The sequence below is a fragment of the Bacillus sp. TH30 genome (assembly GCF_016650875.1).
In the GTDB taxonomy this organism is placed as follows: Bacteria; Bacillota; Bacilli; order Bacillales; family Bacillaceae_G; genus Bacillus_A; species Bacillus_A mycoides.
On record NZ_JAEKEY010000002.1, the window covers coordinates 5227194 to 5240795 of the forward strand.

Annotated in this window: 13 protein-coding genes, 1 pseudogene and 1 riboswitch; of the genes and pseudogenes, 11 read left to right on the plus strand and 3 right to left on the minus strand. The window is 31.6% G+C overall.

Annotated features, from left to right (window positions below):
* The first annotated feature begins 125 nt into the window (after nucleotides 1-125).
* Entirely contained in the window at nucleotides 126-1304 is a 1179-nt protein-coding gene (locus JFU20_RS29010; RefSeq protein WP_002013163.1) for a macrolide family glycosyltransferase, read from the plus strand.
* 49 nt (nucleotides 1305-1353) lie between these two features.
* Here JFU20_RS29010 and JFU20_RS29015 read toward each other — a convergent pair whose 3' ends face one another.
* A complete protein-coding gene (locus JFU20_RS29015) occupies nucleotides 1354-2037 on the minus strand; it encodes an aspartate/glutamate racemase family protein (protein WP_002013165.1) in 684 nt (227 codons plus the stop codon).
* Nucleotides 2038-2187: 150 nt separating this feature from the next.
* Nucleotides 2188-2303: riboswitch (SAM riboswitch) on the plus strand.
* A 139-nt stretch (nucleotides 2304-2442) separates the two neighbouring features.
* Between JFU20_RS29015 and JFU20_RS29020 the strand changes: the two genes are divergently transcribed.
* From JFU20_RS29020 to JFU20_RS29035, 4 genes and pseudogenes are all read left to right on the plus strand, one after another.
* Complete coding sequence (locus JFU20_RS29020) at nucleotides 2443-2991, plus strand: ECF-type riboflavin transporter substrate-binding protein (protein ID WP_002013166.1); 549 nt, start codon at nucleotides 2443-2445, stop codon at nucleotides 2989-2991.
* A 10-nt stretch (nucleotides 2992-3001) separates the two neighbouring features.
* The gene (locus tag JFU20_RS29025) at nucleotides 3002-4702 is read left to right on the plus strand and encodes an ABC transporter ATP-binding protein (protein ID WP_002013167.1); all 1701 of its coding nucleotides are present in this window, start codon (nucleotides 3002-3004) and stop codon (nucleotides 4700-4702) included.
* Nucleotides 4695-5494: pseudogene (locus JFU20_RS29030) on the plus strand (energy-coupling factor transporter transmembrane component T family protein). The gene JFU20_RS29025 and the pseudogene JFU20_RS29030 overlap by 8 nt, the downstream one beginning before the upstream one ends.
* 135 nt (nucleotides 5495-5629) lie before the next feature.
* Nucleotides 5630-5728 (plus strand): YjcZ family sporulation protein, encoded by a 99-nt coding sequence (locus tag JFU20_RS29035; RefSeq protein WP_000007808.1) that lies wholly within the window; start codon nucleotides 5630-5632, stop codon nucleotides 5726-5728.
* Between the two features lie 99 nt (nucleotides 5729-5827).
* Here the strand turns inward: JFU20_RS29035 and JFU20_RS29040 are convergent, their stop codons facing one another.
* Both JFU20_RS29040 and JFU20_RS29045 read right to left on the minus strand, forming a co-directional pair.
* Nucleotides 5828-7147 carry a sensor histidine kinase gene (locus JFU20_RS29040; RefSeq protein WP_002165694.1) on the minus strand — a complete coding sequence of 440 codons (1320 nt, stop codon included), beginning with the start codon at nucleotides 7145-7147 and terminating at the stop codon, nucleotides 5828-5830.
* Between the two features lie 46 nt (nucleotides 7148-7193).
* Nucleotides 7194-8075, minus strand: a complete 882-nt coding sequence (locus JFU20_RS29045) for a protein kinase family protein (RefSeq protein ID WP_002013173.1) — start codon at nucleotides 8073-8075, stop codon at nucleotides 7194-7196.
* A gap of 126 nt (nucleotides 8076-8201) precedes the next feature.
* On the opposite strand from JFU20_RS29045, the gene JFU20_RS29050 reads away from it, so the two are divergent.
* The 6 genes from JFU20_RS29050 (at nucleotide 8202) to JFU20_RS29075 (ending at nucleotide 13469) form a co-directional block, all read left to right on the plus strand.
* Nucleotides 8202-8720 carry a GrpB family protein gene (locus JFU20_RS29050; protein WP_002013175.1) on the plus strand — a complete coding sequence of 173 codons (519 nt, stop codon included), beginning with the start codon at nucleotides 8202-8204 and terminating at the stop codon, nucleotides 8718-8720.
* 108 nt (nucleotides 8721-8828) lie between these two features.
* On the plus strand, nucleotides 8829-9359 hold the full coding sequence (locus JFU20_RS29055; protein ID WP_002013177.1) for a hypothetical protein: 531 nt from the start codon (nucleotides 8829-8831) through the stop codon (nucleotides 9357-9359).
* 12 nt (nucleotides 9360-9371) lie between these two features.
* Nucleotides 9372-10046, plus strand: a complete 675-nt coding sequence (locus JFU20_RS29060) for a response regulator transcription factor (protein WP_002013178.1) — start codon at nucleotides 9372-9374, stop codon at nucleotides 10044-10046.
* A complete protein-coding gene (locus JFU20_RS29065) occupies nucleotides 10043-11461 on the plus strand; it encodes a HAMP domain-containing histidine kinase (protein WP_002165695.1) in 1419 nt (472 codons plus the stop codon). Before JFU20_RS29060 ends, JFU20_RS29065 begins: the two co-directional genes overlap by 4 nt.
* A gap of 145 nt (nucleotides 11462-11606) precedes the next feature.
* A complete protein-coding gene (locus tag JFU20_RS29070; RefSeq protein WP_002013180.1) occupies nucleotides 11607-12596 on the plus strand; it encodes a zinc-binding dehydrogenase in 990 nt (329 codons plus the stop codon).
* A 273-nt stretch (nucleotides 12597-12869) separates the two neighbouring features.
* Complete coding sequence (locus JFU20_RS29075; RefSeq protein ID WP_002165696.1) at nucleotides 12870-13469, plus strand: undecaprenyl-diphosphatase; 600 nt, start codon at nucleotides 12870-12872, stop codon at nucleotides 13467-13469.
* Nucleotides 13470-13602: the final 133 nt, after the last annotated feature.

The following is a 13602-nucleotide window of genomic DNA, read 5'->3' on the forward strand; positions in this document are numbered from 1 at the left end:
TCCGATGACTGATAATTATTTATCAACCTAAAGTAGTAAGCATATTGGGACTATTAGAGGAAGATTGCTTGTAATAATAACAGTACGATTAATAAGAACATTGAATTGTAAGGAGTGAGAAATACGTGTTGAATATTTTAATAGTTAATTTTCCTGCAGAGGGACATGTAAATCCTACATTAAGTTTAGTAAAGGCCTTTACTGAAAGAGGTGATAACGTACACTATATTACAACGGAAAACTTTAAGGAAAGGCTTGAAGTTTTGGGAGCTATTGTACATACTCATCCGGATTTATTAAAGGAGATTTCTATTGATAATGAAACTTCATATGGATTAAAATCTTTCTTTCATGTACATGTTCAAACTTCTTTATATATATTAGAAATTACGAAAGAATTATGTAAAAGCATTAATTTTGATTTCGTAGTTTATGATATATTTGGTGCTGGAGAGTTAGTAAAGGAATATTTACAGGTTCCAAGCATAGTTTCCTCTCCTATATTTTTAATTCCACCAGTATTATTGGAAACCTTGCCTTTTCATCCAAATGCAGAAATACAATTCCAACCCGATGAACTCTCTGAAAAGTTACTGTATCAAATGGAACATGAATTTGGAGTAAAGCCCAAAAATAATCTTCAATTTATGCATAATAAGGGAGATATTAGTCTCGTGTATACAAGTCGTTATTTTCAACCTAATAGCGATTCGTTCGGAGAAAACAATGTTTTTATTGGACCGAGTATTATAAAGCGCAAAACAAATGCAAAGTTTCCACTTGAATTGCTTTCAAAAAAGAAAGTTATTTATATTTCAATGGGAACACTTCTTGAAGGGCTCGAACCATTTTTTAATACTTGTATTGATGCTTTTTCAAATTTCGAAGGGATTGTAGTAATGGCGATCGGTGATAGAAATGATATTTCAAAAATTAAGCAAGCGCCAGACAACTTTATTATAGCCCCTTACGTACCTCAATCAGAAATATTAAGTGAAGCAGATGTTTTTATTACACATGGTGGAATGAATAGTGTGCACGATGCAATCCATTATAATGTCCCATTTGTGATAATACCGCATGATAAAGATCAACCTATGATAGCGCAAAGATTAACTGAGCTGGAGGCAGCACATAGATTATTGAAAGAGCATGTTAATGTGCAAACTTTAAAAAAGGCGGTAACAGACGTTCTTTCAAATAAAAAGTATAAACATGGCATTCGAAAACTGAATGAAAGTTTTTTAGAGTGTGGTGGTTCCAAAAGAGCCATTGCAGTTATTGATGCTCTTTTAAATAAATAGTTCGGATAATATAAAAGCATAGAGGCTCTACCTGTATGCTTTTATATTATTATCCAGCAAATTGTACAGCAGTATTCGCATGTAAATAAGCAGTATCAAAAACAGGAACAGATAGATCATTTTGGGAAATGAGCAAAGGAATTTCCGTACAGCCAAGTAGAATTCCTTCAGCCCCATTATTAATTAATGAATTGGTAATTTGTATTAGTTTTTCTTTTGATGTTTCTGAAATAATTCCTCTACTTAATTCATTTAATATGACGTGATGGATAAAAGTTCTTTCTTCGTCATTTGGGATAATTGTCTCAATGTTATATTTTGCTAGTCGTGATGTATAAAAATCTTCTTCCATTGTTTGTTTCGTTCCTAGTAATCCGATCCGTTTTATATTCTGTTCTACCATTTCTTTAGCACTTACATCACCGATATGAAGAAGTGGGATTGATATTGCTTGTTCTACTTCCTCAGCAAATAGATGTACAGTATTAGAACACATTAGTAAACATTCAGCTCCAGAGTGTTCTACTTTTTTTGCTACTGCGACTAATTCATTTTTCACTTCTTCATATTGATGATTTTGTAATAATGTAGTTACTTCACCAAAGTCCATACTATATAAAACAAGCTTCGCATTTTGATCATATTGAGAGAGAGTTATTGTATTAATATGTTTATAATATAACGATGTTGATTCCCAACTTAGTCCGCCAATTAAGCCAATTACTTTCATCATGCATTCCTCCCGTAACAATTTTGAATTTATTATTTCATAATTCCGATAAGAATACAATGATTTAAATGAACTATTTATCGAAAAATAAAAATAGTAAGAAAAGTATTGAAATTATTTATTGTTAGTGCCATAATACAGATTACAAATACATACTTATCCAGAGAGGTAGAGGGAACGGCCCTTTGAAGCCTCAGCAACCCCTATGTAATTACATAGGAAGGTGCTAATTCCGCAGAGGACACTATGTGTCTTTTGAAAGATAAGGGGATTCTTGTACGTGAAAGAAAATGACCTCTTATTTAAGAGGTCATTTTTTGTTGTATAGAAAGGAAGTGTCGATGCATAATTCATTTTCAAAATAAATATAGAGTATTAAAAGTTGAATAATACGAGAGGGGAATTGTAATGAATAAATTAACGACAAAGCTAGTAGTAGCTATTGGAATTGGAGCAGCTTTATACGGGGTATTAGGGCTTTGGGGATTTTCTATCGCACCGAATACATTTATTAAACCCGCATTGGCTATTTTAACAGTTTTTGGAGCGTTATTTGGCCCGGTAGCAGGGCTTTTAATAGGACTCATCGGTCATACCGTTACAGATACGATCGCTGGTTGGGGTATTTGGTGGGGATGGGTTATTAGTTCAGGTATTATTGGTTTTGCAATGGGACTCATACAAAAAAGAGTTGGTTTTAGTGTAAAACATGGAACGTATAATAACCGTGATATTTCTTATTTTGCAATTGCAGGGTTAATTGGTATTGTCATAGCTATTATATTTGCTGGAGCATTCGATATTATTGTGATGGGAGAACCGTTTGACAAAATAGTTATACAAGTACTAGGCGCAACAATTGCAGACGTTATCGTATTTTTAGTTCTTGGCTTACCAATCACGATCGGCTTAGCGAAATCAAATAAGAAACATACACATTTAAAAATTGAAAAGTAGGGATGAATACATGCAACCAATTATTTCTTTTGAACAATTTACCTTTCAATATAGGCATACCACGCAGCCTACTTTAAAAGATATTACATTTCAAATATATCCTGGGGAAAAGGTACTTATCGCTGGACGAAGTGGTTCAGGTAAGTCAACATTAGCTCATTGTATAAATGGGCTAATCCCATTTTCTTACGAAGGGATAAGTACCGGTAACATTTTAATAGCTGGAAAGGATCCGAGAAAAGGTAGTGTTTTTGAACAGAGTAAACACGTAGGGACAATATTACAAGATCAAGATTCACAATTTATAGGCCTTACTGTCGAAGAGGATGTAGCATTTGCATTAGAAAACGATTGTGTAAATCAAATAGAAATGAAAAAGATTGTTACGGATTCTTTAAAAAAGGTAAGCATGCAGGACTTTCATACACAAAGTCCGCATGAATTATCAGGAGGTCAAAAACAGACAGTCTCTCTTGCAGGTCTGCTAACGACAAATGCCGATATATTATTATTTGATGAACCGTTAGCTAATTTGGATCCTGCATGTAGTTTGAATACAATAGAACTCATTAAAAATATACATGAGAAATATAATAAAACAATTGTAATTATTGAACATCGAATAGAAGAAATTTTAAACCTTGATTTAGATAAAATTATTTTAATAGATGAGGGAGAAGTTATTGCCGTTGGTTCACCGGATAGTATTTTAAATTCTAATATATTACCAAATATCGGACTAAGAGAACCTATTTATATAGAGGCGCTAAAGAAATTAAATTTTGATAGTAATAATGTTAGGGTATTTCCAATTGAAAATCTTCGTAATGCAGGCGTTCATAGCCTATTAAAGAACTGGATGCATAAGCAAGTTTCATCAAAAAACAAATATATTAAAAAAGCTTTATGCAAGATAGAAAATTTATCATTTACGTACAATAACAAACATACAGCCTTAGAAGATATCAACCTTTCAATAGGAGAGGGAGAAATAGTAGCGTTATTGGGTCATAATGGAGCAGGGAAATCGACATTAGCTCATACTCTTATAGGAATAAATAAAACGAAGAATGGGAGAATAACATTCGATGGAGAAAATATAAATTGTTGGTCTATTCGTAAACGTGGGGAAGTTATTTCTTACGTTATGCAAAACCCAAATCAAATGATTACACAGCCTACTGTTTTAGAAGAGGTTTCATATTCATTAAAATTAAAAAAGGTTTCTAAAGATGAGATTGAGAAAAGAGTCGAAAAATCTTTAAAAATTTGTGGATTATATCCATTTCGTAACTGGCCAATTCAGGCATTAAGCTATGGACAAAAAAAGAGGCTTACTATTGCATCTGTACTTATAACAAACCCAAAACTTATTGTATTAGATGAGCCGACAGCTGGACAAGATTATTACCATTACAAACAGTTTATGTCGTTTATTAGAAAACTGGCTGAAAAGGGCATATCCTTTATTATTATCACACACGATATGAATCTTGCTTTAGAATATGCAGATCGAGCGGTAGTTCTGCATGAAGGGAAAATTATTGCGGACAATACTGTATCTGCTGTTTTAGGGGATAAAGGAACGTTACAAAGAGCTAATCTACGGGAGATTTCATTAATAAAACTAGCTAAATTAAGCGGAATTCCAACTCCAGAAACATTTGTGCAACTTTATATTGAAGCTAATAGGAGGGAGGAATATGCATAATACGTATTTGTATCGTATGGATGGTGCAATTAAATTATCTTTATTTATATTTTGTATGACACTTACTTTTTTATTTTTTGATTTTCGTATATTGCTAATTTTATTTATTGTTGGATGTATCGGCCTCTTAATTGCAAAAATTCAATTGCGTAAAATTATAGTTATTTTCAGCGTTATATTTACATTTAGTTTATTAAATTCCGTTATGATTCTTTTCATTACGCCCACCCATGGATCGGAATTAACGGGATCGTATACCTCTTTTTTTATATAGGTTATGCAACAATTACATATGAAACTTTATTTTATGCAGCTACACTTTCATTGAAATATTTTACGTTATTACCATTTACACTTCTTTTTATTTATACAACTCATCCAAGTGAATTTGTAAGCAGCTTAAATAAATTTGCTGTTCCTTATAAAATTACATATGCAATAAATATTGCACTGCGTTATATACCAAGCATTCAATCTGAATATATAATCATTAGACACGCGCAGGAAGCAAGAGGCGTACCTTTTGAAAAAGGAGAAGCGAGCTTGTGGATTCGTATGAAAAACCGTGTTTTAATTTTTTGGCCACTTATTATTCATTCATTAGAAAGGATTGATACTGTTTCAAATGCAATGGATTTAAGAGGTTTTGGAAAAAAGGATAAACGAACGTGGTACTATGCAACAGACGCACAAAAGGAGGATTACATCACACTTTTTGTTGGTATTATCATTTTGATTATTGCAGTTTACTTAAAGCTGAATGTATTCCAAAGCTTCTGGTACCCATTTTAAAGCACTCTCAATAGAGTGCTTTTACTAATTTTTATAAAGACATGCTCAAAAAAGGGAGATATACATACTGTATAATACGAACCAGTTAAAATGATCAACTACCTATTAGTTTTCAAACCAAAAGGAGGAAAAAATATGAGTTTCGGCGGTTCTTGTGGTTTTGGTGGAGGTTTCGCTTTATTAGTTGTGTTATTTATTTTATTAATTATTGTTGGATGTAGCTGTTGGAGCTAAGGGTACTAATTTCTAATTAGTCTCTTCTAAATGTAAATTAAAAAAACATAGCAGATACTTTTTGTATCGAAATAAAAAAGGAGCCATTATGCTCCTTTTTTATTTATTATGCAACGTGCTCTCATTATTATATTTTGGGAATGTAATAGTTAAAGTAGTTCCTTTATTAACGACACTTCGGATTTTTAAACTGCCTCGCATCGTTTCAATAATTTTAACAGCAACCATCGTGCCTAAACCAGTACCTTTCGTTTTTGTACTAAAATATGGTTCGCCAAATCGATTAATTTGCTCTTGCGACATTCCAACTCCACTATCTTGAATCCTTATTATGACCTTATTATTGCTAACAGTTGCAGAAATAATTAGATTACCGCCACATGGCATTGCTTCTATACTGTTTTTTATTAAATTTAAAAAACATTGATGGAAGTGCTGTGTATTACCAATAATTGTTCCCTCTGAGAACTCTTTTGTAATATTAATATTATTCATGTTACAAAAAGGCAACATCATATTAATAACTCGATTTAACTCGTGCTCCACTGAAATATGATCTAGTTTTTCTGAAGCCGGTTTGGCAAAAGTTAAGTAATCATCAATAATTGCTTGTGCACGATTTAACTCTTCAAGAATATGTTCAATATACTCATCTTTGGATTGTTGAGTTATATTGGGTGTTTTTAAAAGTTGTGTAAATCCTTTTACAACAGTCAATGGATTCCTTACTTCATGTGAAATACTTGCAGCGAGTTGGCTGACAATCTCCATTTTTTCAACTTTTATTAATTTTGATCGCATAAATATTGCATCTTTTAAAACCTCATTAAAATAGACCATAAATAATATTAAAATAGTTGGTAATAGAATGAAATAAATAATGTACAAATTATTCACTTCAAAATCTGATAGAGTTAAAACAATTACTGTTGTAAATATTGCAAGGAAAAAAGTTAAAAACATAGATGAAGTTACTTTTATTTTCCTATTGTATGTATTAAATTTTGAGGATGCGAATGCTGTAATTATTAACATCGTTCCATAAACAATGATTGTTAACAGGCTAAAACCATAAAACATAAAACGTATTATTAATAAAATCATGAGTAATGCAATACCGACTGGAAATCCACCATAAAGTGTACCAATTAAAAAGGGGATTTGTCTTAAATCGTGAATATAATTTTCATCCATATAGATGGGATACCGCATACATAAAATTAGTGGGATACTCGTACAAAGAATGATAAGTAGTTTCTTATATTTCTTCCCGAAGTACCCACTATCATAAATAAAATAAAAAACAAATATACTGCTTAAAATATAAAGAAGATTATTTAAAACATTTTGATTAATGTAAACAAAGTTCATAATACATGCCCCGTTATCCTGAATTTCAATCCCATATGTATTATACATTATAAAAGTACAAGTTTTACATGTACTTTTACAATGTATTTAGTTTTTATAGATTTTCAGTGTTATAGGCTTTTAACCATGCATTATTAAACTCTTCCATTGACGCATAGCGCTCACTACGATTTTCATTTACAGCACGGTATGCTACTTCATATAAGCCTGCACTAGCTTCCCATTTCATAAAGGAACGATCTTGCCCGCCACCTAATAGTGCGAAAGCTATAGCCCCCATATTAAATACATTAGTTTTCCCGTCTATCATAGCATTAAGTTGAAACTCTTCAGGTGACATAAAACGAGATGACCCCCACATTCGTCCCATCTTATTTACATACGGTTTGTTACTGTATAAATCAATATCACAAATTTTTGTTTCATTAGTTTTAAAGTTGTACAAAATACTACCGTCATAAAAATCAATAGCTACATAGTTTTTGTGTTCAACGTAAGTATGGAAATTAAAAATAGAATTTAATGAAACTAGCCTATTTTTAACGGATAATTTCTTATATTTATAAAATGGTGAGTTAGGATCATTATATTTTTCTGGGGGTGGGAAACTCCAGTGCGGGTGAAGACATTCACCGTCAAACCAATCAAAAATTACAACATATCCATGTTGTACAGGGTAGTGATCAATTAAACTTATAAGAGAAACGTGTTTTAATTCATTGTATATAGTAACTGAGCTTTTTAATCTTTGTATAGCTTCATTTGTAGAAGCATTATATGCGAGTGTTTGTGCCCCTGCATATTTTATAAAGTTCTTTTTCCCATTCTTTTCAACACCAAAACTTATATTACCGGAATCTTGTTGGTCAAAAACCGCAAATACTGTACCTAGTTTTGTAAGCCAATCAAAATTATGATGTTTTTTTAGTTGGAATGTTATAGTATCTAACTGAATTTTAACTGGAATATCTTTCATAATTCACCTCAAATTTAATATAATTAAGTTGTCCATTACAGTATTCGACATATTTTGTGAAATCCCTATATTTATAAACTTAAATTTTATAAATATAATAATATACAGTTATAAGGAGGAAAGCAAATGGATGGAAAAATCATAATTAAACCGTACCAACAATATTGGCATACAGAGTTTTTAAATGAAAAAAATAAAATTGTGCCGTTACTCCATGAAGAAATTATTGCTATTGAACATATAGGAAGCACAGCCGTAGAAGGGTTAGGGGCTAAACCTCTTATTGATATGATGATCGGCGTAACAAATTTACAAATTACCGGAAATTGGAGGGAAGCCCTAGAAGAAATTGGCTATGAATATGTTCCTAAAAAAACACCTAATTGGCGTTTTTTTAGAAAAGGTAAATGGAGAGCTGGTACCCACCATTTACATGTTTATATTTATAATAGCGAGGAATGGAGGAACAACCTTTTATTTCGAGACTTTCTAATAAATCATGAGTGGGCACGTGAAGAATATAGAGTATTAAAAGAGATGCTTGCTGCTACATATCCTTTTGATCGTGTTTCATATACAAATGCAAAAGCACCGTTTATTTGCAACATATTAGAATTGGCCAAAAAGGATATAAATAAAATATAAGTAGTTTGCAGATTCTCATTTTATTTTAATCTTTCTCTCATGTTATTCTCTCTTTTACTTGATACACTGCGATTATAGAGCTTTTGAGTCAAAAGGGGATTATATAAAATGGAGAAAATACTTAGAAATAAATATTTCCATATATATGTTAAAATAATAGGCATTACTATTATTATTTGCAGTGTAGAATTGCTATTTATTAATATTCTCTACGGGAATGTACTAAATATAAAATGGTTAAATAAGCAATTAGGTTCTTTTGGTGAATATGGGGCAATTATAGCTGCATCATTATGGTTCTTACGTCATATATGGTTATTTTTAAAGAAGAAACATATACACGGATTTAAAATAATTAAAGAGCTATATCTTTTTATAAAACATTTTCACGTATTAATTGGATACGCTGTAATAGCTGTTGCGACTACTCACGGTGGTTACTTTTTAATAAAAGGAAGTCGTCATATAATACTAATATACAGTGGTATATTTTCTCTTTTAACCTTAATAACATTAGGGGTTGCGGGATTTGTTTTACAGAAATCTAATCAGAAAACAAAATTGAAGATGTATCGAAAAGCACATCAAATCATTGCAGTCATATTCGGAATAGGATTACTTATTCATTTAATCGTATAGGAGGAAGTATCGTTGCAACATATACTAATTATTGAAGATGAGGAAAGCTTAGCAGATTTTTTAGAATTAGAATTAAAGTATGAAGGATATATAGTAGATATACAACTTGATGGAAGAAAGGGATTAGAAGCAGCACTTGAAAATAGTTATGATCTCATATTACTTGATTTAATGTTACCAGGATTAAATGGACTGGAAGTATGTCGTCGACTAAGAGCAACTAAAAGTACACCTATTATTATGTTGACTGCTCGTGATAGTATTATGGACCGTGTGACAGGGTTAGATAGTGGAGCTGATGATTATCTTCCAAAACCGTTTGCGATTGAAGAACTTTTAGCACGTATGAGAGTGATTTTTAGGAGAGAAGAAAATACAGAGCAAAAGCACGCATCATTTCTTTCGTTTAAAGATCTACAGCTTCAGATTGAATCTCGAACTATAACTAAAGAAAATGAAGAAATTGAACTTACAAATAAAGAATTCGAGCTACTGCTTATGTTTATGAAAAATATTAATCGAGTTCTTACCCGTGATATTTTACTGGATCAAGTATGGGGATATGATGCAATGGTTGAGACGAATATAGTCGATGTATATGTTCGTTATTTACGTAATAAGTTACATAGTGTGGATAAGGAGGAGTATATCCAAACAGTCCGCGGTGCTGGATATATAATGAAATGATAAAAAACATTGTGTACCGAATTCGGAATTTACCTATAAAGTGGAAATTAACACTTTGGTCCACTACACTAGTATTCATTTTGTTTATTTTGTATAGCACGTTACAATTCATTGTAATTAATAAGTGGACTATAGATTATGAACAGAAACAAATAAACAGACAATTGACAGAAATAGCGGCATATTTTCAAGATAAAAACGAAACGCTCTCGAGCAAAACATTTGAAAATAGTAAAGAATTTCTAAATAATATGATTGATAAACATCAAATGATTCGTATTATCGGAAATGATGGAAAGCCCATTGTTACTGTTTCTCGAGATTTTAATGAAGCTTGGATAAAACCAAAACAGGTTACCCAAGATGAATCCTTAATAAAAAGACATATAGAAGATCGAATATTAGTTGAGCGCATACCAATTCAAACAAAAAAATTCACGGGAACTATTGAACTTACGAAAAACTTAGAGACATTTGATCATTTATTAAAAATTATCTTAGTGGTAATGGTCTTTGCAGGGATATGTGGATTAGTGTTTAGTTTTTTAGGCGGAATACTTATAACGAAAAAGCTTTTATCAAGTGTCCAAAACATAACGGATACGATGAAGCGTATTAAGAAAAACGGACTAAATGAAAGAGTTCCAGTACGAGAAAATAATGATGAACTCGCAAAATTATCGATTCTTTTTAATGAAATGATGGATGAAGTAGAAACTTCTTTTACACAGCAAAAACAGTTTGTAGAAGACGCATCGCATGAATTAAGAACACCATTAACAATTATTCAAGGGCACTTATCAATGCTGAATCGATGGGGGAAAAATGATTCAGCAGTATTGGATAAATCTCTTCAATCCAGTCTAAAAGAAGTAGATCGATTAAATAAATTAGTTTCAGAACTGCTAGAACTATCAAGAGCTGAAGCAGAACAGATGCATCCAATAGCAGTCGAACGAGTCCATGTTAATAGCGTATTAAAACAAGTTACACAAAACTTTACAGTACTGCAAACGGACTTTAAATTTGATATGAAATTGGATGCAGATGATGCATATGTTTCAATGCCATCATCTTACTTAGAACAAATTATTATTATTGTATTGGATAATGCAGTGAAATATACAAAAGAAACTGATAAGTATATTTGTATTGAATCAAGTATACAGTCGGGGAAAATTAATATTCGCATAATAGATCATGGAGCGGGAATACCTGAATCGGATTTACCATTTGTTCTTAACCGTTTTTATAGAGTCGATAAAGCGAGAAGCCGAAAACAAGGTGGCAATGGGCTAGGTTTATCTATTGCAAAACGGCTTGTAGAAAAATATAGCGGAACTATTCAATTAGAGAGTAAAGAAAATGAAGGAACAATTGTTACAATTACATTTCCTGATACTACACATGAATAGTTAAAGGTAAAAAATTCTTTTTGAAAATACTCTTTAAAAGGAGGAATACATTTTGTATTTCCTCCTTTTTTGATGCTTAGTAATCAAATTATTTTATTTATTTCGATATTTAAAGTACATTGAAAGGATTAAGGGGGAATAATTAATGAAAGCTATTGTACATCAACATAAAAAAGGATTAGAAGGTTTAGAATATAAATTATCACCGGAGATAACTCCTAATGTGGGGGAAGTTAAAGTGAAATTAAAAGCAGCAGGTTTAAATCATCGTGATTTATTTATAATGAATAATAGAAAAGATATGGAATTACCTTTAATTTTAGGATCAGATGGTGCAGGTATTGTTACGGAATTAGGAGAGGATGTTTCAAATGGCGCACTATATACAGAGGTTATAATAAATCCTAGTATTGGATGGAATAATACTCATGAACTACCAGAGTTACCTGAAGTACTAGGTGGACCAGCCGATGGAACGTTTGCCGAATATGTTATTGTGCCGGCTGAAAATGTAGTAAAAAAGCCATCTTATCTTACGTGGGAAGAATCTGGTGTATTATCTTTATCGGCATTAACTGCATATAGAGCGCTTTTTACAAAAGGTAGATTGAAATCTGAAGAACATGTTCTAATTCCGGGAATTGGCGGTGGTGTAGCTACTTATGCTATGTTATTTGCTAAAGCAATTGGAGCAAAGGTGAGTGTTACTTCAAGGATAGAGGACAAAAGAAAGGCTGCTGAAAAATATGGTGCAGACTTTTCTTTTAATAGTTCTGGTAATTGGGAAGAGTGCCTACATGGAGAAAAAGTGGATTTAATTATAGATAGTATAGGTCCGGCGACTTTCTTAAAATATTTTGATATATTAAAACCAAATGGAAGAATCGTTAACTTTGGTGCAAGTTCAGGAGATAAAATCGAATTACCGTTACGAGCATTATTTTATAATCAAATTGATATTATGGGAACATCAATGGGAAGCCGTGAAGAATTTAATGAGATGGTTCATTTTATAGAGAAACATAATATTAAACCAATTATTGATAAAGTATATCCATTAGAAGAAGCAATCCAAGCTTTAAATCGAATGCAGCAAGGAGAACAATTCGGTAATATTGCCCTTCGTATGGAATAAGAATATGATTTCGTAACTAATATATTTAAATGAATATGTTATGTATTATATTCATGCATAGAGTGTTCACCATACTATTTAAAATGGTTTACAACCTTTATACATATTTAGCTCGTGTAAATAGTTACACCATTGTCAAATGAATAGTAACAAAATGAGAATTAGATGAGAAAAGTTTAAGCACATTTTCATATTGATGTTGTATACTGTGTAAATCAAGAACACTTGTATCTTTATTTAAAGTACAATGAGTAATAATAAGGAGAGAGTAATATGAATTACACAGTATTTCAATGGATTAATAACTTTGCTGGATCATCCAAGCTATTAGATACGCTAATGATCGCTATTACAAATAGTGTTCCATATGTAGCTATTCTATTCATGCTTATCCTATGGTTCAATAATGGAAAGAAAGAGAATGCAATTAGAAAACAATATACAGTGTTATATACGACACTTTCAGTTAGTATTGCATTATTAGTAAATGTTCTTATACATGCGGTATATTACCATCCGCGTCCTTTTATAACACATCATGTAAATCAATTAGTACCGCATGCAGCAGATTCATCATTTGTAAGTGATCATTCTGTACTCGTATTTTCGATTGCTTTCGTATTTATTCTAAGAGGAGAAAAACTTAAATATATCGCGTTAATATGGGCAATATTAGTCGGTGTATCACGCATGTACGTAGGCGTTCATTATCCTCTAGATATACTTGGTGCTGCGTTCTTAACATTTATTACAAGTGGATTAGTGATGCAAAGCGCACATATATTTGAACCGTTAGCAAGTTTTATTTTCAAAATGTATGCACTAGTAGCAAAACGGTTGCCATTTTTAGCGAAATACAACCATATAGCTTAATCTTAAGAACCTACAAAAAGTAGGTTCTTTTTTGAATATTCTTAAATTTCACTTACCGTATTTTATATTAAAAAATACAAAATTAATAAAAAATAAATAGCAACAGAACTGGTTTTCTTATTGTTATAGAGGA